The sequence below is a fragment of the Ruegeria sp. BC1 genome, assembly GCF_056539305.1.
In genome coordinates this window covers 883,135-905,743 of sequence record NZ_JBQFUT010000001.1, presented here as the reverse complement: position 1 = coordinate 905,743, position 22,609 = coordinate 883,135, and the positions used below count along the sequence as shown (strand labels likewise).

Annotated in this window: 21 protein-coding genes; 8 read left to right on the top strand and 13 right to left on the bottom strand. The window is 57.0% G+C overall.

Features of this window, described 5'->3' with window-relative positions; all coding sequences use genetic code 11:
• Window positions 1-2: 2 nt before the first annotated feature.
• The 5 genes from ACR0IY_RS04510 to ACR0IY_RS04490 form a co-directional block, all read right to left on the bottom strand.
• Complete coding sequence (locus ACR0IY_RS04510; protein WP_480670665.1) at window positions 3-1,373, bottom strand: pyruvate dehydrogenase complex E1 component subunit beta; 1,371 nt, start codon at window positions 1,371-1,373, stop codon at window positions 3-5.
• A 15-nt stretch (window positions 1,374-1,388) separates the two neighbouring features.
• Complete coding sequence (gene pdhA / locus ACR0IY_RS04505; protein WP_480670663.1) at window positions 1,389-2,378, bottom strand: pyruvate dehydrogenase (acetyl-transferring) E1 component subunit alpha; 990 nt, start codon at window positions 2,376-2,378, stop codon at window positions 1,389-1,391.
• A 147-nt stretch (window positions 2,379-2,525) separates the two neighbouring features.
• Entirely contained in the window at window positions 2,526-2,825 is a 300-nt protein-coding gene (locus ACR0IY_RS04500) for an FtsB family cell division protein (RefSeq protein WP_480670661.1), read from the bottom strand.
• Between the two features lie 134 nt (window positions 2,826-2,959).
• Window positions 2,960-3,304 carry a lysozyme inhibitor LprI family protein gene (locus ACR0IY_RS04495; protein WP_480670659.1) on the bottom strand — a complete coding sequence of 115 codons (345 nt, stop codon included), beginning with the start codon at window positions 3,302-3,304 and terminating at the stop codon, window positions 2,960-2,962.
• A gap of 70 nt (window positions 3,305-3,374) precedes the next feature.
• Window positions 3,375-4,565 carry a phosphoglycerate kinase gene (locus ACR0IY_RS04490; RefSeq protein ID WP_480671141.1) on the bottom strand — a complete coding sequence of 397 codons (1,191 nt, stop codon included), beginning with the start codon at window positions 4,563-4,565 and terminating at the stop codon, window positions 3,375-3,377.
• A 135-nt stretch (window positions 4,566-4,700) separates the two neighbouring features.
• Here ACR0IY_RS04490 and ACR0IY_RS04485 point away from each other — a divergent pair, with 135 nt between their 5' ends.
• Window positions 4,701-5,207: a peptidylprolyl isomerase gene (locus ACR0IY_RS04485; RefSeq protein ID WP_480670657.1), complete on the top strand. Its 507-nt coding sequence runs from the start codon at window positions 4,701-4,703 to the stop codon at window positions 5,205-5,207.
• Window positions 5,200-5,748: a peptidylprolyl isomerase gene (locus ACR0IY_RS04480; protein WP_480670656.1), complete on the top strand. Its 549-nt coding sequence runs from the start codon at window positions 5,200-5,202 to the stop codon at window positions 5,746-5,748. The genes ACR0IY_RS04485 and ACR0IY_RS04480 overlap by 8 nt, the downstream gene beginning before the upstream one ends.
• Before the next feature lie 53 nt (window positions 5,749-5,801).
• Here the strand turns inward: ACR0IY_RS04480 and aqpZ are convergent, their stop codons facing one another.
• From aqpZ to ACR0IY_RS04450, 6 genes are all read right to left on the bottom strand, one after another.
• A complete protein-coding gene (gene aqpZ / locus ACR0IY_RS04475; RefSeq protein ID WP_480670654.1) occupies window positions 5,802-6,488 on the bottom strand; it encodes an aquaporin Z in 687 nt (228 codons plus the stop codon).
• A 91-nt stretch (window positions 6,489-6,579) separates the two neighbouring features.
• Complete coding sequence (locus tag ACR0IY_RS04470) at window positions 6,580-7,389, bottom strand: M90 family metallopeptidase (RefSeq protein ID WP_480670652.1); 810 nt, start codon at window positions 7,387-7,389, stop codon at window positions 6,580-6,582.
• 98 nt (window positions 7,390-7,487) lie between these two features.
• A complete protein-coding gene (locus ACR0IY_RS04465) occupies window positions 7,488-7,988 on the bottom strand; it encodes a bactofilin family protein (protein WP_480670650.1) in 501 nt (166 codons plus the stop codon).
• Window positions 7,978-9,303 carry a DUF5930 domain-containing protein gene (locus tag ACR0IY_RS04460; protein ID WP_480670648.1) on the bottom strand — a complete coding sequence of 442 codons (1,326 nt, stop codon included), beginning with the start codon at window positions 9,301-9,303 and terminating at the stop codon, window positions 7,978-7,980. The genes ACR0IY_RS04465 and ACR0IY_RS04460 overlap by 11 nt, the downstream gene beginning before the upstream one ends.
• 180 nt (window positions 9,304-9,483) lie before the next feature.
• Window positions 9,484-10,299, bottom strand: a complete 816-nt coding sequence (locus tag ACR0IY_RS04455; RefSeq protein WP_480671139.1) for a ferritin-like domain-containing protein — start codon at window positions 10,297-10,299, stop codon at window positions 9,484-9,486.
• Window positions 10,300-10,384: 85 nt separating this feature from the next.
• Window positions 10,385-10,846: a peroxiredoxin gene (locus ACR0IY_RS04450; protein WP_480670646.1), complete on the bottom strand. Its 462-nt coding sequence runs from the start codon at window positions 10,844-10,846 to the stop codon at window positions 10,385-10,387.
• A gap of 68 nt (window positions 10,847-10,914) precedes the next feature.
• Here ACR0IY_RS04450 and ACR0IY_RS04445 point away from each other — a divergent pair, with 68 nt between their 5' ends.
• The 4 genes from ACR0IY_RS04445 (at window position 10,915) to ACR0IY_RS04430 (ending at window position 17,456) form a co-directional block, all read left to right on the top strand.
• Complete coding sequence (locus ACR0IY_RS04445) at window positions 10,915-14,292, top strand: YhdP family protein (RefSeq protein WP_480670644.1); 3,378 nt, start codon at window positions 10,915-10,917, stop codon at window positions 14,290-14,292.
• 44 nt (window positions 14,293-14,336) lie between these two features.
• The gene (queA, locus tag ACR0IY_RS04440; RefSeq protein ID WP_480671137.1) at window positions 14,337-15,383 is read left to right on the top strand and encodes a tRNA preQ1(34) S-adenosylmethionine ribosyltransferase-isomerase QueA; all 1,047 of its coding nucleotides are present in this window, start codon (window positions 14,337-14,339) and stop codon (window positions 15,381-15,383) included.
• Window positions 15,384-15,495: 112 nt separating this feature from the next.
• Window positions 15,496-16,767 carry an MFS transporter gene (locus tag ACR0IY_RS04435; protein WP_480670642.1) on the top strand — a complete coding sequence of 424 codons (1,272 nt, stop codon included), beginning with the start codon at window positions 15,496-15,498 and terminating at the stop codon, window positions 16,765-16,767.
• Between the two features lie 110 nt (window positions 16,768-16,877).
• Window positions 16,878-17,456, top strand: coding sequence for a DUF924 family protein (locus ACR0IY_RS04430; RefSeq protein WP_480670640.1), 579 nt, complete (start codon window positions 16,878-16,880; stop codon window positions 17,454-17,456).
• On the opposite strand, the gene ACR0IY_RS04425 is transcribed toward ACR0IY_RS04430, so the two are convergent.
• A complete protein-coding gene (locus tag ACR0IY_RS04425; protein WP_480670638.1) occupies window positions 17,453-17,887 on the bottom strand; it encodes a hypothetical protein in 435 nt (144 codons plus the stop codon). The two genes, ACR0IY_RS04430 and ACR0IY_RS04425, sit on opposite strands and share 4 nt — an antisense overlap.
• Window positions 17,888-18,102: 215 nt before the next feature.
• On the opposite strand from ACR0IY_RS04425, the gene lpdA reads away from it, so the two are divergent.
• On the top strand, window positions 18,103-19,497 hold the full coding sequence (gene lpdA, locus ACR0IY_RS04420) for a dihydrolipoyl dehydrogenase (protein ID WP_480670636.1): 1,395 nt from the start codon (window positions 18,103-18,105) through the stop codon (window positions 19,495-19,497).
• A 144-nt stretch (window positions 19,498-19,641) separates the two neighbouring features.
• Here lpdA and ACR0IY_RS04415 read toward each other — a convergent pair whose 3' ends face one another.
• Complete coding sequence (locus ACR0IY_RS04415) at window positions 19,642-21,027, bottom strand: M20/M25/M40 family metallo-hydrolase (RefSeq protein WP_480670635.1); 1,386 nt, start codon at window positions 21,025-21,027, stop codon at window positions 19,642-19,644.
• Between the two features lie 329 nt (window positions 21,028-21,356).
• Here ACR0IY_RS04415 and hemA point away from each other — a divergent pair, with 329 nt between their 5' ends.
• On the top strand, window positions 21,357-22,580 hold the full coding sequence (hemA, locus tag ACR0IY_RS04410) for a 5-aminolevulinate synthase (RefSeq protein ID WP_480670633.1): 1,224 nt from the start codon (window positions 21,357-21,359) through the stop codon (window positions 22,578-22,580).
• Window positions 22,581-22,609 lie beyond the last annotated feature (29 nt).

Sequence of the window (22,609 nt, the reverse complement as noted above, 5' to 3'; positions counted from 1 at the left end):
CCTTACCGGTAGGTCACTTGCTTGACGGCAGCGATCACCTCTTCGGTGGTCACCAGCGCCAGTTTTTCGAGGTTGGCGGCGTAGGGCATCGGAACGTCCTTGCCGGTACAGTTAATGACCGGGGCGTCGAGGTAGTCGAACGCTTCCTGCATCACCACGGACGAGATATAGCTGCCGACAGAGCCTTGCGGCCAGCCTTCTTCGACGGTCACCAGACGGTTTGTTTTCATCACTGAATTGATGATCGCACCGGTGTCCATTGGACGGATGGTACGCAAATCAATCACTTCGGCGCTGATGCCTTCCTCAGCCAGTTTGTCGGCGGCTTCCAAAGCGAACTGCATGCCGATGCCAAAGCTGACGATAGTTACATCAGTACCTTCACGCCAGACGCGGGCTTTGCCCAGCGGTATGGTCAGATCATCTACTTGTGGCACGTCGAAGGAACGGCCGTAGAGGATTTCGTTTTCCAGGAATACGACAGGGTTCGGGTCGCGTATGGCAGATTTGAGCAGGCCTTTGGCGTCGGCGGCCGAATAGGGCATTACAACTTTCAGGCCGGGCACTTGCATATACCATGCGGCGTAATCCTGAGAGTGCTGAGCCGCAACGCGCGCGGCGGCGCCGTTGGGGCCACGGAACACGATGGGACAGCCCATCTGACCGCCGGACATGTACAGCGTCTTGGCGGCGGAGTTGATGATCTGGTCAATTGCCTGCATGGCAAAATTGAAAGTCATGAACTCGACAATCGGTTTCAGACCGCCAAAGGCCGAACCAACCGCGATACCGGCAAAACCGTGCTCGGTGATTGGGGTGTCGATCACGCGTTTTGAGCCGAATTCGTCCAGCAGACCTTGCGAGATTTTGTAGGCGCCCTGATATTCGGCGACTTCTTCGCCCATCAGGTAGACGTCTTCGTCGCCACGCATCTCTTCGGCCATCGCGTCGCGCAGGGCTTCGCGGACGGTTTCGGATTTCATTTCTGCATCTGCGGGCCAGTCGGGCGACAAGTCCACGACCGGAGCTGCGGGGGCAGCCGCAGGAGCGGGGGCCTCAACCGCCGCAGGGGCGGCCTCGGTCACCGCTGCAGCAGCTGGTGCAGCCGCGGGCAGGGAGGAGGCGTCTTCGCCTTCTTCAACCAGGATCGCGATGGGGGTGTTGACTTTTACCCCTTCGGAGCCCTCGGCGATCAGGATTTTGCCAACGATGCCTTCATCGACCGCTTCAAACTCCATCGTGGCCTTGTCGGTTTCGATTTCGGCCATGATGTCGCCGGACGATACGGTGTCGCCTTCTTTGACCAGCCACTTGGCCAGTGTGCCTTCCTCCATCGTGGGTGAAAGGGCGGGCATGAGAATTTCGGTTGCCATGTCTTAATCGTCCCCTCAGGCGTAAATGTCGGTCCAGAGCTCTTCGACGGAAGGCTCGGGGCTATCTTTCGAGAATTCAGCGGCTTGATTGACGATCTCTTTGATTTCCTTGTCGATCGCCTTCAGATCATCCTCGGTCGCGTGTTTGCCGGACAACAGCAGCTCGCGTACATGTTCGATCGGGTCGCTTTGTTCGCGCACCTTCTGAACCTCTTCGCGGGTGCGGTATTTGGCCGGATCAGACATCGAATGGCCGCGATAGCGGTAGGTTTTGACTTCCAGAATATAGGGGCCTTTGCCCGCGCGGCAGTGGGCCACCGCCTTTTCACCAGCTTCCTTAACAGCCAGCACGTCCATGCCGTTGACGATCTCGCCAGGAATGCCAAACGCTTCGCCGCGGTGATAGATGTCCTTCGTCGAAGTCGAGCGGGCCTGTGCGGTACCCATCGCATATTGGTTGTTTTCGATGACAAAAACGACTGGCAGTTCCCAAATGGCGGCCATGTTGAAGGTTTCGTAAACCTGACCCTGGTTTGCCGCACCGTCACCGAAATAGGTGAAGGTCACACCGCCGTTGCCTTTGTACTTGTCCGCAAATGCAAGCCCTGCGCCAAGCGGAACCTGCGCGCCAACGATACCGTGGCCGCCATAAAAGTGTTTTTCCTTCGAGAACATGTGCATCGAACCGCCCTTGCCCTTGGACAGGCCGCCCTCACGCCCGGTCAGTTCAGCCATCACGCCGCCCGGGTCCATACCGCAAGCCAGCATATGGCCGTGATCGCGATACGAGGTGATGCGTTTGTCACCTTCTTGGGCTGCGGCCTCAAGGCCCACAACAACGGCTTCCTGGCCGATATAAAGGTGGCAGAACCCGCCGATCAAACCCATGCCATAAAGCTGACCCGCCTTTTCTTCGAATCGACGGATCAAAAGCATTTCGCGGTAGTACGTTTGAAGCTCTTCCGCAGAAACATTTGGTTTCTTTGTGGTTTTTCGCGCAGCCATTGTGGCGATCTCCCCCTTTCGGACAGATAGTTTAGCGTTAAACTATTTCATAAAGCATTTCCTGCTTTCTGGCGAGGGGAAATATGACGCAGCGTCCAGTCGCGCGAAATCCGGCTGGAGATGTTCTGAAGTAAGCGTTGAATAGAGTTAGCGGATCACGATTTCATCCGACCGGATCATGCCCAGAACCGAGCGTGCCTGCTGATCCAGAAGGTCGAGATCAAGATACGTGTCAGAAAGTCTGCGTGTGAGGTTCTCCATTTCCGCGATCTCAGCCTCGAGTTTCGAGAGATCGCGCGACAGGGCGTCCCGTTCCGCTGCAATTTCGACCCGCCGAAACAGGCCATAGTCGCCCTGCACGGCGGCAAAGGTGAAATAGACACCCAGCATAAAAGCCACCATGAAGAAAACGACTGCGCCCAAACCGGGCCGATGGGAACGGGACACTCTGTTTACCGCCGTATGAACTGCCTCAATAACGTGCCCTTTGCGGGCATCTGAAAACACTATGTCATAGGTGATTCGGGTTGTGAATCCCCTGATTCGCCATTTTTGTATTTTGTTAGTTGATCTAAGCGTTATCAGCGCCATGCCACCAGCGCCTTGTTGCGGTTCAGTGTCTGCTCTTCCATGCAGAACCAGTAGAACATGGTATCGGCGCTACCACCCGAAGTCAGTTCCAATTCACAGGTGGTATCGCGCCCTTTCAGCCAGGCGCGCTGTTCGTTCAGTAACGCTTGCCCCTCACCGCGCGCATCCGCTACCGGCTTGATCTCTTTCCAGAGCCGGTTCAGTTCAGTGTCCGCTATCGTCCATTTTTCCTTAGCGCAGAAATTGATTTCAAGCTGCGTTTGGCCACTGCACTCGGACTGCGCGACAGAAATGGAAGGGATCAGGACAACGGCAATGATCGCAATGGGTTTCATGGCAAATCTCCTGTTCAAATTGAGATTTTACCACGAAAGCCAAAAATCAGCCTAAACAGAAGACCCCAGATTATTGTTCCAGCGCAGCTACGCCGGGCAGCGTTTTGCCTTCCATCCATTCCAGGAAAGCCCCGCCTGCGGTCGAGATGTAGGAAAAGTCCTTTGCCGCGCCCGATGCGTTCAGTGCCGCGACCGTATCGCCTCCGCCTGCAACGGAAACCAGCTTGCCTGAACGGGTCAAGGCTGCCGCTTTCAGGGCAGCTGCATTGGTAGCCGCGTCAAAGGGTTCGATTTCGAAGGCGCCCAATGGGCCGTTCCAGATCAGGGTCTGGCTTTTGGCAATAATATCGGTGATCGCGGCCACGCTATCCGGGCCGGCATCCAGGATCATGCCGTCCTCGGGGCATTGGTCGGCGGGCAGAACTTGTGACGGTGCGTGTGATTCAAACTTTTCAGCCACAACAATGTCGCACGGCAATACGATCTTGCAGCCCGAGGTTTCAGCCTTGGCGAGAATTTCGGCCGCGGTATCTTTCATGATGCGTTCGGCCAGAGATTTGCCAACGTTCAGGCCCTTGGCAACAAGGAATGTGTTAGCCATGCCGCCACCGATCACGAGGTAATCCACCTTGTCGATCAGGTTGCCCAACAGCTCGAGTTTGGTTGAAACCTTCGCGCCGCCGACAACGGCTGTCACAGGACGCTTGGGCGCGCCCAAAGCGGCCTCAAGCGCCTCAAGCTCGGCTTGCATCAGGCGACCGGCGCATGCGGGCAGCAGGCGCGCTATGGCTTCGGTCGAGCTGTGGGCTCGGTGCGCGGCCGAGAAGGCATCGTTGCAGTAAACCTCGCCCAGCTTGGCCATGCCTGCGGCCAGATCAGCGTCGTTTTTGGTTTCCGCGGCGTGAAAGCGGGTGTTTTCCAGCAGCAGCACCTGACCGGGCTGTAGCGCCTCGGCGGCCAGTTCGGCTTCGGTGCCCACGCAATCGGCGGCGAACAGGACTTTGGCCCCGAACGCGTCCTCGAGAGTGGGGATCAGCTGTTTTAGCGACAGGTTCTCACGCCGCTCGCCACCCGGTCGTCCGAAATGGGCCAGCAGAATGGGTTTGCCCCCGGCTGCAAGAATGTCTCGCACGGTTGGAACGATACGCTGAATGCGGGTCGCGTCTGTCACAACCCCGTCCACGACCGGCACATTGATATCGACGCGCACCAGTACGCGCTTTCCGTTCAGGTCCATGTCGTCCAGTGTTTTCCAGCCCATCGTGCAATCCTCGGAAATGTGAAACAGGTTTAGGCGGTTCTTTTCCTGCATTTTGCCTTCAGGTCAATGCGTCACTTGGCATTCATGTCCCCGCGTCATAGGTATTTGCGCAAGACCTAACGACAGGAGGGCCAGATGGCCGAGATCAAGGATCCCGAAAACACAATCATCATCGAACTGAAGGGCGGTAATGTCGTCATCGAATTGCTGCCCGACGTGGCACCGCAGCACAGTGAACGGATGAAAGAGCTGGCGCGTGGTGGTGAGTATGACAACGTGGCCTTCCACCGTGTGATCGACGGCTTCATGGCGCAGACCGGCGACGTGCAGCACGGGGATATGGAAGACGGATTCAACCTGCGTATGGCGGGCACCGGTGGGTCCTCGCTGCCGAATGTTCCGGCCGAGTTTTCAAAGCTGCCGCACGACCGTGGCACGCTGGGCGCGGCGCGCTCGCAGAACCCGAATTCGGCTAACTCGCAGTTCTTCATCAACTTCAAGGACAACCACTTCTTGAATGGCCAATACACGGTTTACGGTCGCGTCATCGACGGCATGGAGCATGTGGACGCCATCGTGCGTGGCGAGCCGCCTGCGAGCCCCGATCGCATGATCAGCGTCAAGGTGGCGGCCGATGTATAAGCTGGCCGCTGCTTTTGCCCTGTTGGCCAGCCCTGCGCTGGCCACGGGTCTTCAGATCGAGATCGAAGGTGAGGGTGCGAACGGCACAGTCACCGTCGACCTGTTCGAAGATCTCGCCCCCAAACATGTCGAGCAGATCAGCGCGTTGGCCGCTGAAGGCAAATACGATGGCGTGGTGTTCCACCGTGTGATCGACGGGTTCATGGCACAAACCGGTGATGTTGAGCATGGCCGTATCGGTGGTGATATGCGTCGCGCCGGAACGGGTGGTTCAGATCGTCCTGATCTGCCGGCTGAGTTCTCGGACACCAATTTTGACCGTGGTATCGTTGGAATGGCGCGGGCGCAGGACCCCGACAGCGCGAATTCGCAGTTCTTCATCATGTTTGATCCCGGTCCGTTCCTGAATGGTCAGTACACGGTTGTTGGGCAGGTGACAGACGGTATGGACGTAGTTGATGCGATCAAGCGCGGCGACGGTCCCAACGGCGCTGTGATCGGCCAGCCGGACGTAATGAAAAAAGTCACCGTCACGGAATAACAGGAAAAGCCCCGGCGTTCAGATGCCGTCGGGGCTTTCCAACACTCAGGGGCTTAATCGTCGCCCAAGGCCTTGTAGATCAGCGCGCCAATTGCGCCGCCAATCAGAGGTGCCACCCAGAACAACCACAGCTGCGCAAGGGCAGGGCCATCGGCAAACAGCGCCACGCCGGTCGAACGGGCTGGGTTGACCGAGGTGTTGGTTACCGGGATCGAAATCAGGTGAATCAGCGTCAAACCCAGGCCAATTGCAATCGGAGCGAACCCGGCAGGCGCGCGTTCGGATGTGGCACCCAGAATGATCAGGATGAAGAAGGCGGTCAGGACGATCTCGATCACCAATGCAGACATCATCGAATAGCCCTCGGGTGAGGCGTCTCCGTACCCGTTCGAGGCAAAGCTTCCAACACCTTCGAAACCCGGTGCCCCACTGACGATCAGGTATAGGACGGCAGCGGCTGCAATCGCGCCGATTACCTGCGCGATCCAATAGGGAACAAGATCCTTGCCCGGGAATCTACCGCCGATCATCAGGCCGAGACTGACCGCCGGGTTGAAATGCCCACCTGAGATATGACCGACCGCGTATGCCATGGTCAGAACCGTCAAGCCGAAGGCAAAGGATACACCCAGCCAGCCGATACCCACATCGGCAACACCAGCGGCAAGAACAGCGCTGCCGCAACCGCCCAGCACCAGCCAGAACGTGCCGAAGAATTCGGCCATGAGTTTTGATGACATGAAAAGCCCTCCTGAAAACAATGGGTTTCAGTGTAATTCAAAAATCGATTTTTGTGAAACTGGTGTGAAGACATGCCGAACCGACAGCGTTCTAATTCCAACTTACCGGGTCAAGCCGGAACAGTTTGGATAGTTGATCGTAGACCTCTGGAACGGCTGCTTTCAGTTGCTTTGGCTGTTCAAAAAAGACCTCGACCGAGACGGCAAAGAACTCCTCGTGACCCACAGCTCCATAAGGATCAATGACGGTGTGCTGGTGGTGCTCGACAGCGCGTACATGAGCGTCATAGGCAGTCAGAAAGACGCGTTCCCATTCGGCAAAGCTCTGTCCGTCACTCAGGATCGGAACGCCGTTGGTGCCGCCCGAGAGATCGTCGATCTGATGCGCGAATTCATGCAGAACAACGTTTTGCCCGTCGTGGTCATTCGCGGCGCCCTGTTGGCTGTGGGACCAGGACAGAATGACCGGCCCGCGATCCCAACTTTCACCGGTGCGAATGATTTCTTTTTCGCTGACGACATAGCCGTCCTGCCTGCGTTGCCGCGATTTGAACGCGGTTGGATAAATCAGGATCGTTGTCAGGTGGTCATACCAGAGGTCACTGTTGACGATCAGCAGACAAGCCTGCGCCGCGATGGCCAGTTTCATCTCTTCGGTGACTTCCAGTCCGTCGCAGCCCTGAAACTGAACCTGATCCAGAAACAGGTTCACCTTGCCGTCCAGATTGGCGCGCAGGTCAGAGGGCAGGCGGCGGATCAGCGGCACCTGCCGTTCGATCACGCTGCGCTGATGGTCGGTCAGCGGCGTGGAAAGCAGTTCCTGACGGACCTGGGATCTAGACCAATGGCGATACGCAAAAAGGCCTGCGATCAGCAGCAGAATAGCAAAAAAGATCAACATGTCAGAACCTTATACCGCTTGGGCACAACGGCAAGGGCAAAAGAAAAACGCCGCAGGATGTCCCGCGGCGCTCGATCATTCGTATATTCGGTCCTGCGTTACTGCTTGACCTCAGCCGCCGGGTTGGCGCCTGACTTGGCGCTGCGACCTGGGTTCAGTGGGTCGTCCTGACGCTGCACAGAACCTTCAAAATGCGCGCCGCTTTCGATGGCGATAGTCTTGTGGATGATGTCGCCTTCGACGCGCGCAGTCGAGGTCAGGCGTACTTTCAGGCCACGCACGCGACCGACGATGCGGCCGTTGATTACAACGTCGTCAGCGGTGACTTCACCTTTGATGGTCGCAGTTTCGCCGATGGTCAGCAGGTGGGCGCGGATGTCGCCTTCAACTGTGCCTTCAACCTGAATGTCGCCGGACGTCTTAAGGTTGCCGGTGATGTGCAGGTCCGAAGAAAGAACAGATGCCGGAGGCTTGGGCTTGGGCGCCGTGCTGGCCTTGGTTTCCGACGGTGCAGGGGCAGCCGGAGTTGCCGGAGCAGCAGGTTTTGCCGCTTCGGTCTCTTTGGATCCGGGCTCGTTGATTTTGCTCTTAGAAAACATTTCTCGCAGCCTTGATGTAAGTCATTGGGTTTACAGGTTTTCCATTTGCGCGCACCTCATAGTGAAGATGCGTGCCGGTAGACCGTCCGGTGCTACCCATATCAGCTATATGATCCCCGCGCGAGACCCTTTGGCCAACCTTCACCCGGATCTTGGTGTTATGGGCATAAAGTGTCTCAATTCCGAAGGCGTGGCGGATCTTTACCAGCCGCCCAAAACCGGACTGCCAGCCTGCATGCGTCACCACGCCGTCGGCGGTGGCGAAAATATCGGTGCCATGTGCACCCGCAAAATCTGCGCCGTTATGCATGCGCCGACCACCGGTTTTGGGATCGCGGCGTGTGCCAAACCCGCTGGTGAATCGCACGACATCTCGCACCGGACTGGCAAAGGGGGCTTTTTCGGCGGCGATGCGGTAAAGGTTCAGCTGGTCCATCTGCTGCAGCAGGTTATTGGCGCGGATTTCGTCGGGGGTCAGGTCCTCACCGCGCGTGCTGAAGGAAATGGGGGTAAGAGGGCCGCCCATGCCGCTGTAGCCGCGGCGGACCTCTTCGATGATGCGGTCGGTTGGCATACCGGCCTCGCGGAACATTTTGTCCAGAGGCTCGACCGAGATCACCATAGCCTCTTCCAGCTGGCGGAAAATCTCGTCGCTGCGTTCCTGCATCAAACGGATTTCCAGTTCAAGTTCGTCACGCTGTTCCAGCGCGTCCTGCGCATCCGAGGCGATTTGGTCACGCTCCTGCGCGGTGCGTACCAGCGCCTCGGTCATGAAGTTCATCTGTTCGGGGTCGGCAAGCGCGGCTGCATACATATCGCCTTCGCCCGCCTCGACCTGCATACCGGCAAGCGCGGTGCGGGCCTCTTCGCGCTGCTTCATGGTCGCGCGCAGGGTGGTTTGAATGACCTCGATCCCGGTCTCCAACTCGCGGCGGCGGTTTTCCGACGCCAGCAGTTCGGACTGCATCGCCGAAATCTGTTCCAGCGCTGCGTTGAACCGATCCTGTGCAGCCAGCGCCTCGGCCGCGCGGGTATCGCGTTCCGCCGACAGGATGTTCAGACGCTCCTGATAGGTCGCCTGATCCCGTTTCGCCTGTTCGCGGAAATTGCCCGATCCGATGCTATCCATCAGCAGAATCGCCGTTGCAACGGCGGTCCAGCCGACGATCACAGAAACCCCGGCCACGGCCACGACCTGCGTTTCCGAACTGAGTCGGATAAACCGCGTGTCGTTATCAGATTTCAGAAAAACCCGGCGTTCCGGGAAATACCGTTCGAGCAGTGAGTGTAGTTTTATTGCCAGACGTGTTCGCACGCGTCTTCACCTCTCATCCCCAAGATTCGGGACCGGTCGTGAGTGATAGCCGTCCCTTGGGCGAAGTGCATAGAGGGCGCTTGTGCTTTGGGCAAGTTTGTTAACCGGTTCCCCTACGAAACCATGTTTTTCCCGCCCATTGTCGGCGGGAAATTGCCGATAACGTCAACTTGAGCGTGCTTATTGCGCGCGACCGGGTGGGGGCAGATCTTCGGTCAGGGGCCAGTAGAAATCGGGGGGCAATCCGGCTTCTGCCCGTTTTTCCTCGTTGAATGGCGGTTTCAGGGTGCCGTGAAAATAGCGCCGGACCAGTTGGTGAAACACATCCTTGGGATCGGCATTCTCACGCCCGCACAGGAAATGGAACCATTTCGAACCGTAGGCGACATGGCCCACTTCTTCGGCGTAGATGACTTCGAGCGCGGCGATGGCCTGTTCGGCTTTGGCTTTGCGGAAGATATCAATCATGCCTGGCGTGACATCCAGCCCGCGCGCTTCAAGCACCATGGGAACCACGGCCAACCGTCCCATCAGGTCTTCAGTCGTGTCTTCGGCGGCGCGCCACATGCCTGCATGCGCGGGCAGGGCGCCATAGTGGCTGCCCATGCTTTCCAGACAATCGCAGACCATCTCGAAATGGCGTGATTCCTCTTCGGCGCATTTGACCCAATCGTCATAGAAGCCAATTGGCATTGGTACGTGACCAAAGCGTGCGATGATGTCCCAGTGCAGATCCACCGCATTCAGTTCGATATGCGCGACAGCGTGCAACAGTGCGATGCGTCCTGCCTCGGTTCCGGGTTTGCGTTTCGGAACCTCTCGCGGAGACAGCAATTCGGGCCGGTCGGGTCGGGCAGGTTGCAGCGGAGGTGTCGCTGTTCCGATCTCAATCGCAGGCGCATCCCCGTTGCGCGATGCAAACCATGCCGCCGCGTGGCGTTTGGACAGGGCGGTCTTGTCCCGCCCATCCGCCGTTGTCAGAACTTCGGTCGCCATCTGGGTCAGCGTCTTGGACACCGGCATTCTCCGTTTATTGAGTTGCGCGGGTCTTAGACCGGATGGCGCCCGTGGTCGAGAGGGGTTACAAAGCGCGAACCGCCTCTAACACTTCTTCCACGTGGCCGGGGACTTTGACCTTGCGCCAGACCCGCGCAATCTTTCCGTCGGCGTCGATGACAAAGGTCGAGCGTTCGATCCCCATCGACTTGCGCCCATACATGTTCTTTTCGACCCAAACACCATAATCCTCGCAGACCGAAGAGCCTTCATCCGACAACAGGGGCGTCGTCAGATTGTGTTTGGCGATGAACTTGTCGTGCTTGGCAACGCTGTCTCGCGAAATGCCGAAAACGTGAGCACCCGCATCGGCAAAGTCTTGAAGTTGTTCCGAGAAACCGATGGATTCCTTGGTGCAGCCCGGCGTATCATCGCGGGGATAGAAGAACAAAACCACTGTGCCGCCACGCAGGGACGACAAGGATACTTCGCCGCCTCCGTCGCGGGGCAAGGTAAAATCAGGGGCAATGTCTGTAACGTCGGGCATTGGAAACTCCGCTAAAGTTTTTTAAGGGCTGCCGGACATCATAGGGCGGCGCGAGCCGGTTGGAAGGCGTGGATAGTAAATTGGTGCAGCACGAAGACAAAAGTGCGACTGAGCCGGAGAAAACTCCGCGTCGTCGTTCGCGTCGTCGTATTGCTGCGCGTTTCTCGCTCTGGACGGTTCTGGCGCTGGGTCTGATGGTTTTCGCTGGTTGGTTCTTTCTGTTCGGTCAGCAAGTGCATGCACCAGAGTGGGTGCGCAAACAGGTCGAGCAGCGGCTGGAACACAGCCTTGGCGGGCTGAAATTCCACTTTGGAGATGCCAGCTTTATCGTGAACAACGAATGGCGTCCCAGGTTACGGCTGACCGACGTGACAATCAGTGATGCTGCCGGGCAACAGATTGCGCAGGTCGCGGAATTGCAGACTCGGTTGTCCATGCGTGGATTGCTGCGCGGGCAGATACGTCCACGCCGCATTTTACTGCGGGACGCGCAGATCAGCCTGACCCGCGGGGTGGATGGCGCTTTGTCTCTGACCGTCGGGTCAGGAAGTGCCCCGGTGCAGCAAGCGCCAGATCTGGCGCAGTTGATTGAAGCATCGGACGAGGTGTTCCTGTCGCCCTTGCTTTCGGGGCTCAGGTCGGTCGAGCTTGAAGCCCTCACATTGGATTACCAGGATTTGCGATTGGGTCGGGCGTGGGTGTTCGATGGAGGGCACATCACAATCACTCGCAGTGGCGAAGAAATGCGACTGGCTACGGGGTTTTCGGTTTTGACTGGTCGCGAATATGCCAGTTCAATCGAAGCAAACTATACCAGCATTCTAGGCACACCGCAGGCAAGTTTCGGTGTCTCGATCACCGACCTTCCGGCTGCGGATATCGCCAGTCAGAGCCTGGCCTTGTCATGGTTGCAGGTTCTGGATGCGCCGATCTCCGGGGCTCTGCGCGGAAGCATCGACGGCCAAGCAGCATTGGGCCCGCTTTTTGCGACATTGAACCTTGGAGCGGGTGCGGTGCAACCACGACCGGAAACACGGCCCATTCCGTTCGAGGCCGCCCGAACCTATTTCACCTATGACCCGGGCCATCATGAGTTGGATTTCAACGAAATAACTGTCGAGTCCGCGTGGGGTGCATTTCACGCCGAGGGCAAGGCCTATTTGCTGGGTATAGAAAGCGGCGCTTTAGAAAGCCTGACGGCGCAGCTTCGTCTCAGCAGCATTCATATAAATCCAGCAAGCCTGTTCCCCGAGCCTTTGGACCTGGCGCGTGCCGATGTGGACATGCAGATGACGTTGGCGCCGTTTGAGGTGAACCTCGGGCAGGTGACGATTGAAGATGCAGATCACCGGTTACGCGCTTCGGGCAAGCTGATCGGCGAAAAGGAAGGATGGGCGGCTGAAGTTGATGCGCATCTGGATAGTATGGAGGCGGATCAACTGCTGAACTACTGGCCAGAATTGTTGGCCCCGAAACCACGCCTTTGGGTGTCGGAGAACCTGTATGAAGGTCATTTGTCAGACGTCGATTTCGCCTTGCGGCTACGCCCCGGCGGAAAGCCCAACATCTACCTGGATTTTGGTTTCGAAAACGCCAAAGTCCGGTTCGCCAAGACACTACCACCTGTTCAGAACGGTGTCGGGCAAGCCAGCCTGATCAACAACAGGTTCACAGTTCGGGCTGAATCCGGGGTTGTCATTGCCGATGAGGGCGGCGCGATCGATGCGTCCGGCACTTCGTTCATCATACCGGACACCACGATCAAAGAACTTTCTCCGGCGATCACACGGATCATGGCCAAAGGCAGCGTAACGGCAGCAATGTCATTGCTAGATCGCCCACCGTTAAAGTTGCTGACCAAGGCAAACCTGCCTGTTGATCTGGCAGAGGGTGAAGTGAGCGTGTCGGGCACGCTGTCATTGCCTATGAAAAAGAACCTGAAATTCGAGGAAACGGAATTCCACTTTCTTGGTGACATAGGGGACGTTCAAAGCGACCGGCTGGTTCCCGGGTTCTCGGTCAGCGCAGCCCGGCTTGCGTTGGAAGGCAATCAAACCGGGGTTCAGGTCACGGGTCAGGGGCTGTTCGGGGAGGTCCCTATTCAGGCTACGTGGCGTCAGCCGATCGGCGGCACCGAACCCCAGCGCAGTGAACTGGCGGGCCAGATTGAATTGTCGCCGAGGCTCATGACAGAACTGAAGGCCGGGCTTCCGAAGGGGATGCTGACCGGTCAGGGCACAGCCGATATCAAACTGGGTATTGGTGCGGGGGAGCCGCCGAAATTGGCGGCGTCTTCTGATCTGACGGGCGTTACCTTGTCCGTCCCCGAGTTGGGTTGGCGTAAGGGACCGACTACGCCTGGGACGTTAACGCTTGCGGCAACGTTGGGGGAAAATCTAAGCGTGGACGAGCTTACGCTGGATGCGGCCGGATTGCGCACCAAGGCGTCGATTTCATTTGTTGACGGAAATTTCGAACGCGTGCGGTTCAGTTCGTTCGATCTGGGCAACTGGCTGGCGGTTCCCGCCGAACTGGTCAGCCGGGGCAGCGCGGTGCCAGATATTCGTGTACTGGGCGGGGTCATGAACCTTGGGAGTGCGACCTTTGGCAATAGTAGCGGTGGAGGTTCAGGCGCGGGGCCAAAATTGGACGTGGCTTTGGATCGCTTGCAGGTCACCGAGACAGTTGCCCTGACGGGGTTCAAGGGCGTGTTCCAAACCACCGGCGGTGTGAATGGCAGCTTTACGGCCAATGTGAACGGCGGCGCCCAGGTGCGCGGGCAAGTTTCGCCTCGTGGCGGTCGCAGTGCGGTCACGCTGACCTCGGCGAATGCTGGTGCGGCCTTACGCTCGGCTGGCGTCATCACCCAGGCAAAGGGTGGGGCAATGGACCTGCAGTTGGAACCGGTCGCGGGCCCGGGAACTTATGACGTGATCCTCAAAATCACCAACACGCGGATTACCGACGCCCCGGCAATGGCCGCGCTGTTGAATGCCATCAGTCTGGTTGGTTTGCTGGACGAACTGGCGGGGCAGGGTATCTTTTTTTCGACAATTAACAGTCGGATGCGCATAACGCCAACAGAGATCAAGGTTCTCAGCGGCAGCGCGGTTGGACCGTCGATGGGCCTGTCCTTTGACGGCATGATCGATACTGTTGCGGGAACCTTGAACTTGCGTGGCGCGATTTCTCCGATCTATCTGGTGAACGCGATCGGGAGTATTTTTACAAAGAAAGGTGAAGGGGTTATCGGCTTTAATTACACCTTGACCGGCCCTCTGCGGCAGCCAAAAGTCTCGGTGAATCCATTGTCCGGTCTGGCCCCTTTGTTCCTGCGAAATTTGCTGCGAACACCAGCTCCTACCGTTTCTGATGGCCCAAATGCACAGCCCGTAAAACCGGATAAGCCGAAACATACCTTTGGAGCACCCAATTCAGATCGTTGAATGGAGTTGTGGCCGAATCTGATGAGGCGATGTATGGCGCGCGCATGAAACTCAGCGATTTTGATTTCCACCTGCCCGAAGACCTGATTGCCACACGACCAGCCAGCCCGCGGTCATCCGCGCGAATGCTGGTTGCGAACGGTGATGCGATATCCGATGCGCAGGTCTTTGATCTGCCCGGCTGGCTGCAACCCGGCGACCGGCTGGTGTTGAACGACACGCGCGTCATCCCAGCACGGCTGAGTGGCCGCCGTTATCGCGACAGCGTCCAGGGTCCGGTGTCCGCCGCGATCGAAGCGACTTTGCTGGATCCGCAAGCGGACGGCACTTGGGCCGCACTGATCAAGCCGTTGAAGAAGGTGAAACTGGGTGAAGACATCCGGTTTTCTGAAGATCTTACTGCCCAACTGGAGAAGGTCGCAGATGGCCAGGCGTATCTGCGGTTTAATCTGACGGGCGAGGATTTCGACCAGGCACTGGAACAGGCGGGCGCAATGCCGCTGCCGCCTTACATCGCCGCAAAACGTCCAGCGGACGAACAGGACAAGACCGACTATCAGACCATTTGGGCGCGCAATTCGGGGGCGGTTGCCGCACCGACGGCGTCTTTGCATTTCGACGATGCTCTGATGCAAGCGCTTGAGGTTCGTGGCGTGACATTCAGCCATGTCACACTGCACGTGGGCGCGGGTACATTCCTACCGGTCAAAGTCGAAGACGTAACCACTCATAAGATGCACGCTGAATGGGGCAGGGTCAGCGCAACCGCCGCCGCTGAAATTCAGGCCACCAAGGCATCAGGCGGGCGCGTTATTCCTGTCGGGACCACTGCGCTGAGGCTGATCGAAAGCGCGGCGCGGTCCGGTTGCATCGAGCCGTGGGAAGGCGAAACGGATATCTTCATTTACCCCGGTTTCCAATTCCACGTCACTGACGCGTTGATGACCAACTTTCACCTGCCCAAATCCACGTTGCTGATGCTTGTCTCGGCGCTGATGGGGCTGGACAGGATGCGGGACGTCTACACGCATGCGATTGATCAGAAATATCGTTTCTTTTCTTACGGTGACGCGTCGCTTTTGATCCCCTAAAGGGCGCGTTGTCGGGATCGTTGCTTCGCAATGTCGTAGACAAGCGGGACCAGAGCAGTTTTTCATATCAAAACGAATCCAAATTTCCGGTCGGCACATTACGGAGGCCCCAATGATTCAGGTCCTGTCCAGCGCATGGGCGCTTCTTCTTGGTATGGGGCTGTTGATGGTCGGCAACGGCCTTCAGGGTACGATCTTGGGTGTTCGAGGCGAGATCGAAGGATTCTCGACCCTGCAAATGTCGCTTGTTATGTCGGCGTATTTCATGGGATTCCTCGGTGGATCTCGTCTGGCGCCCGAGATGATCCGTCGGGTTGGTCATGTTCGAGTGTTTGCGGCACTGGCCTCATTCATTTCCGCCGTTATGATCCTGTACCCGTTGATGACCGATCCGGTCATATGGATTTTGGGCCGCGTCCTGATCGGATTTTGCTTTTCCGGTGTGTACGTTACTGCGGAAAGTTGGCTCAACAACGCGGCCAGCAACGAGAACCGTGGTCAGGCGCTGTCGCTATATATGATCTTCCAGATGACAGGCATTATTAGCGCACAGGGGTTGGTCTTGTTGGGCGACCCGGCGGGATTTGACACTTTCGTGATCGCGTCGATCCTGGTTTCGGTCTCATTTGCCCCGATTTTGCTGTCGATTTCACCCACACCAGCATTTGACACAACCAAACCGATGACCCTGCGTGAACTTTTCGGGTATTCCCCGCTGGGCTGCGTCGGCATGTTCCTTTTGGGCGGGGTGTTCTCGGCACAGTTTGGCATGGCCTCAGTTTATGGAGCGCGGGCCGGGCTTTCTCTGGCCGAGATTTCGACTTTTATCGCCGCTTTCTATATCGGCGCTTTGGTGCTGCAGTATCCGTTGGGCTGGATGTCTGATCGCATGGATCGCCGTTTTCTGATCATGCTCGTTGCGGGGGTGGGAGGCTGCGCGGCGATTGTGGGCATGGTGTTGGGGGTGACATTTCCAATCCTGCTGAGTGCGGCTTTTGTGATTGGTGGCATGTCTAACCCCCTCTATTCGTTGTTGATTGCCCACGCGAACGACTTTCTTGAACATGAAGACATGGCGGCCGCGTCCGGTGGATTGTTGTTCATCAATGGTATGGGGGCCATTGCGGGGCCGCTGATCACCGGTTGGCTGATGGGGGATGCCGTCTTTGGACCTCCGGGCTTTTTCCTGTTCATCGCGGCGCTGTTGGTCACGATGGCGGCATACGCGCTGTTCCGCATGACCCAGCGTGCCGCGATTCCGGTTGACGAAACTGGCACGATGTCTCCGGTCTATCCGACGGCATCACCTGTGGCCCTGGAAGTGGCGCAGGAAGTGGCCATTGAAGCCGCTGAAGCCGAGGCTGAAACGCAAGATGTTGGTTAGGACACAAGAATATGTCGCAAGTGTTGCAATTTTTTACTGTAACAAATCTGTAAAACAGCTTTAAATGATCTTACGTCCCTGGGGAGGGCAACACGACGGAGTTTAGGGCAATGGTAGGTCCTGAAGAAGTATTGAGTTATTGGTTAGATGAAGTCGGTCCCGAAGGTTGGTATCTACAGGACGACGCATTGGACGCAGACATTCGCGAAAGGTTTTTGACCACCTGGGAAGCCGCGAATGAAGGCAGGTTTTCTCTTTGGTTGACCTATCCAAGTGGCGTACTGGCTTATATTATCCTGATGGATCAATTCCCACGCAACATGTTCAGAGGTGATGCCAGGGCATTCGCGACGGATCGCGCTGCCCTATCGGCTGCGAAGTGTGCGGTGGACAAGGGCTGGGATCTGAAGATTGACGAGCCCGCACGGCAGTTCTTTTATTTGCCGATGATGCACTCGGAAAACCTGTGCGATCAGGAGCGCTGTGTGCGCCTAATGTGCCAGAACATGACAGACAGCGATCCAAGCAATCTGTTGCATGCGCGGGCTCATCGCGAAGTGATCCGCAAATTCGGCCGCTTCCCTTATCGCAACGAAGCCTTATCGCGCCCGATGACCGAGCACGAGGTGGCTTATGTGAACATGGGTGGTTACGGCAGCACCGTGCGGGAATTGCAAGCCGCTACTTAAGACAGCGGTTCGCATCCTCGAATAGCGATGATGCGGTCGGCGATTGTGTCGGCCGTGCTTTCAATGGCCGAATTGATTAGTTCATCCGGTGAGTCGGTGATCTCAGTGATGCGGGCTTGCGAGGTCTGCATCTTCTCTTCCAGATTTTTCAACCTGGTTAGCGTCTCGGAAATACGCTGATTATTGAACGCGCTAGTGACACCGTTGTCGGCCTGGATATTGGTGAGCTCACTGCGCAGGGCTGCCAGTTCGCCCCGGACGCCGCGAATTTCATCTCTTAACGGGGCGACAATCTGAACTTTTTCTGAAAAGGCTGAAGTAACGCCCTCTACGGTAGAGGCCAGTTTCCAACCCAGAAACAGGCACAACGCCACCAGAATGAGGGTGGCATTGAGCAGAGCAAGCAGCAAATCCTTTAGTGTTCTGGCCATGGTAAGCCTCTCGAATAATTTGTGATTAGGAAAGAGCAGGTGGTCTTGTCACCAATGTTCTAGCCTTAGAAGAATGCCCGGTATAGGCTGAAAACCGCATAACCAACGTTAGTTGACCCCGCGTCGCATTTGTCGCGGGAGCAGCGTGTTGATGCATCTTGAGATTTAGTTTAATGGTAAACTAATTTTCAATCGACCTGGGCCGAGAGGGAAACATGGCTGCACAATCTTTTGATCTGATCGTAATCGGCGCCGGTCCGGGCGGGTATGTAGCTGCTATTCGTGCAGCCCAACTTGGCCTGAAAACGGCTGTAGTCGAACGTGAACACCTGGGCGGTATCTGCCTGAACTGGGGATGTATTCCGACCAAGGCGCTGTTGCGCTCGTCCGAAGTGTTCCACCTGATGGAGCGCGCCAAGGATTTTGGCCTGAAAGCCGACAAGGTGGGTTATGATCTGGATGCAGTAGTTAAGCGCTCGCGTGGTGTGGCAGCGCAGCTTTCCGGTGGCATTGGGCACCTGCTCAAGAAAAACAAGGTTACCGTTTTCATGGGAGAAGCAACACTCCCGGCCAAAGGTAAAGTTTTGGTCAAAACGGAAAAAGGTTCCGAGGACCTGACCGCTAAGAACATCGTTCTGGCAACAGGCGCGCGGGCACGCGAATTGCCGGGCCTGGAAGCTGACGGAGATCTCGTTTGGACGTATAAGCATGCGTTGCAGCCTCCACGGATGCCAAAAAAACTATTGGTCATCGGATCGGGAGCCATTGGGATCGAATTCGCTAGCTTTTACAATACTTTGGGTGCGGATACGACCGTCGTCGAAGTTATGGATCGTGTGTTGCCGGTTGAAGATGCGGAGATCAGTGGGCTTGCAAAGAAGGCATTTACCAAACAGGGAATGACCATCAAAGAAAAGGCGATGGTCAAGCAACTGGATCGTGCCAAGGGCAAGGTCACCGCTCATATCGAAAGCAACGGCAAGGTGGAGAAACATGATTTTGACACCGTAATCTCGGCAGTTGGTATCGTCGGTAATGTCGAGAATCTGGGGCTTGAAGCCTTGGGTGTTAAAATTGATCGCACCCATGTTGTAACCGATGAATTCTGTCGTACCGGTGTTGATGGCCTTTATGCTATCGGTGACATCGCAGGTGCGCCGTGGTTGGCACATAAGGCCAGCCATGAAGGCGTTATGGTGGCCGAACTCATCGCGGGTAAACATGCCCATCCGGTGAAGCCAGAAAGCATCGCTGGCTGTACCTATTGTCAACCTCAGGTGGCGTCGGTCGGATACACCGAAGCCAAAGCCAAGGAGCTGGGCTATGACATCAAGGTCGGACGCTTTCCCTTTATCGGCAATGGAAAAGCCATCGCACTGGGTGAGCCCAAGGGCCTGATCAAAACGGTATTTGACGCCAAGACAGGTGAATTGCTGGGCGCTCATATGATCGGTGCCGAAGTGACTGAGTTGATCCAGGGGTATATCGTCGGGCGTCAGCTGGAGACCACTGAAGAAGACCTAATGAACACCGTCTTCCCACACCCGACGCTGTCAGAAATGATGCATGAAAGCGTTCTGGACGCCTATGGGCGCGTGATTCACATGTAATAATCTTGCGGTCAGGGGGCTCTGCCCCTGCCGCCCTTCGGGCGACTCCCCGGGAAATTTTGCCAGATGAAGATTGAGATCCTTTCTTCATCTGGCTTTAAGCATCCTGGTGTGCGAGGCAGAGCCTCGCCCCAAAAAGTTCCCTTACTTACTCAACGCATCTAAAATACGGGCCCAGGAACGGGTGCCTTTGTGAAAGCTTTTCACGTCGTATTTCTCGTTTGGAGAATGGATCGCGTCGTCGTCATTTGCAAAGCCGACCAGCATCGAGTCCAACCCAAGTTCGGTGTTAAAATACCCTACGACGGGGATAGAGCCGCCCATACCGGTGAACACAGCTTCGCGCCCCCATTCGTCGGACAGCGCGCCGCGGGCGGCTTCGAATTCGGGACGGTCGAGGTTCATGACGGAAGCAGGAGCGCCTTCAAGGTCGTGGTCCCATTCGACTGTTGCATCTTGTGAAAGACGCTCTTCGACATGTTTGCGGATCTTGGTGCGCAGGGCGTCTGGGTCCATGTCGCCGACCAGACGGCAAGTGATCTTGCAATGCGCCTGCGACGGGATCACCGTTTTTGAACCCGCACCGTTGTAGCCGCCCCACAGCCCGTTTACCTCAAGCGTTGGGCGTGCCCATTGCTGTTCCAGCGCCGAGTATCCTTTTTCACCATGCGGTTGCGAGAAACCGACCGAGTTCAGGTATTCGGCCTCGTCGAAGCCGCAGCCTTCCCACTGGCGCAGTTGCTCGGCGGGTACTTCGTGGACGCCGTCATAAAACCCCTCGACTGCCACGCGCCCAGTTTCGTCGTCGTAGAATGAGGCGACGATCTTGGACAGTTCCCGCAGTGGGTTCAGACCGGGGCCGCCGTAATGGCCTGAATGCAGGTCGATACGGGGTCCGGTAATTGTGAACTCGTCCTTGAGCATTCCACGCAGTTGAGACGCAATGGACGGCACGCCGCGGGAAACCATCGAGGTATCGCAGACCAGTGCCAGGTCGGCTTTTAGTTCGGCCGCGTTTTCACGCAAGAACGGGACCAGTGAAGGGGAGCCTGATTCCTCTTCGCCTTCGAAGAAAAAGGTGATGCGGCAGGGCAGGGTGCCGTGTACGGCTTTCCACGCCCGACAGGCCTCGACAAAGGTCATTAGCTGGCCTTTGTCATCTGACGATCCGCGGCCCCGGATAACCGGGCCGTTGTCTGTGTCTTCGATGGCGGGGTCGAACGGGTCACGGTTCCACAGCTCAAGCGGATCGACCGGTTGTACGTCGTAATGACCATAGAACAGGACATGTGGCGCGTCGCTGTCTTCGCCGAAATGACCAACGACCATCGGGTGGCCAGTGGTTTCGCGTTTTTCCGCAGCGATGCCAATGCTTTGAAGGTCGGATACAAGCCAGTCTGCGGCTTCGCTGACCTTTGTATTGAAGGCCGGGTCAGTCGAGATTGAGGGAATGCGCAGCAGTTCCATCAGGCGGTCGATCGAGGTTTGCAGATCAGCGTCGATGCGGTCCAGAACAGCGTCAAGCGACATAGGGTTCTCCTGCTATTGAGATTTGGCCGAACCCTATCAGCGCCATCGGCGCAGTCTAGTGCGCATTGCGGGGAATATGGTATAATTTGGGAAACCCGCTGGTAAGCTAGGCCACCCCTGCGTCGTTTCCTCGCGTCTGATAGCCGTAACTTTGCTTGTCTGGATCGGTGCAAGGGGATATTTGATGCAAATCAAATATGTGATCCCAATGTCGTTTATACGTGATGGGCACAAGGGAACGCATTGGCGCTATTCGGATTCGTTCGATGCGGGCGTCGAAAAAGACGCTCGGCCAAGTACAGTACGGTCGGGCACGTAAGGAGACATCGGTGGACTATACTGCTCAGCTCGATTCAGCGATTGCCAGGCTACATGATGAAGGACGCTACCGGACCTTCATTGATATCGAACGCCGCAATGGCCATTTCCCGCATGCGGTGTGGACACGCCCCGACGGGTCGGAGCAGAATATCACTGTTTGGTGCGGCAACGACTATTTGGGCATGGGCCAGAACCCAGTTGTTCTGAACGCAATGCACGAGGCCGTTAATGCAGCCGGAGCAGGGTCGGGCGGTACACGCAATATCTCGGGCACCACGGTCTACCACAAAAGGCTGGAGGCCGAACTAGCGGACTTGCACGGCAAAGAGGCTGCGCTGCTGTTCACCAGTGCCTATATCGCCAACGACGCGACGCTGAGCACCCTGCCAAAACTGTTCCCCGGGCTGATCATCTATTCGGACGAGCTGAACCACGCCTCGATGATCGAAGGTGTGCGTCGCAATGGCGGTGCCAAGCGTATCTTCCGGCACAATGACGTTGAGCATCTGCGCGAGCTGCTGGAGGCAGACGATCCGAAAGCACCCAAGCTCATCGCGTTTGAATCGGTATACTCGATGGACGGCGATTTCGGTCCCATCCAGGAGATTTGTGATCTCGCCGACGAATTTGGGGCTCTGACTTATATCGACGAGGTTCATGCTGTTGGCATGTACGGCCCGCGCGGTGGTGGCGTGACCGAGCGTGACCGCTTGGCGCATCGTATCGATATTATCAACGGCACGCTCGCCAAAGCATATGGCGTGATGGGTGGATATATCGCGGCCAGTGCCAAGATGTGTGATGCTGTACGGTCCTATGCTCCGGGTTTTATCTTCACTACGTCCCTGCCGCCTGCAATCGCAGCCGGTGCGGCGGCTTCGGTTGCCTATCTCAAAACCGCCCCCGAACTGCGCGAACAGCATCAGACGCAGGCGAAGATTTTGAAACTGCGCCTCAAAGGGTTGGGTCTGCCGTTGATTGACCACGGAAGCCACATCGTTCCTGTGATCGTCGGCAACCCGGTGCACACCAAAGTCCTCAGCGACCGTCTGCTGGACGACCACGGTATCTATGTGCAGCCGATCAATTTCCCGACCGTTCCGCGCGGAACCGAGCGTCTGCGCTTTACTCCGTCGCCAGTGCATGGGCCCGACGAAATGAACCGTCTGGTGCAGGCAATGGACGAACTTTGGTCACATTGTGCGCTAAATCGCGCCGAACTTGCAGGATAACCTCACGCTAAAGTGTGCAACTTGCTTGC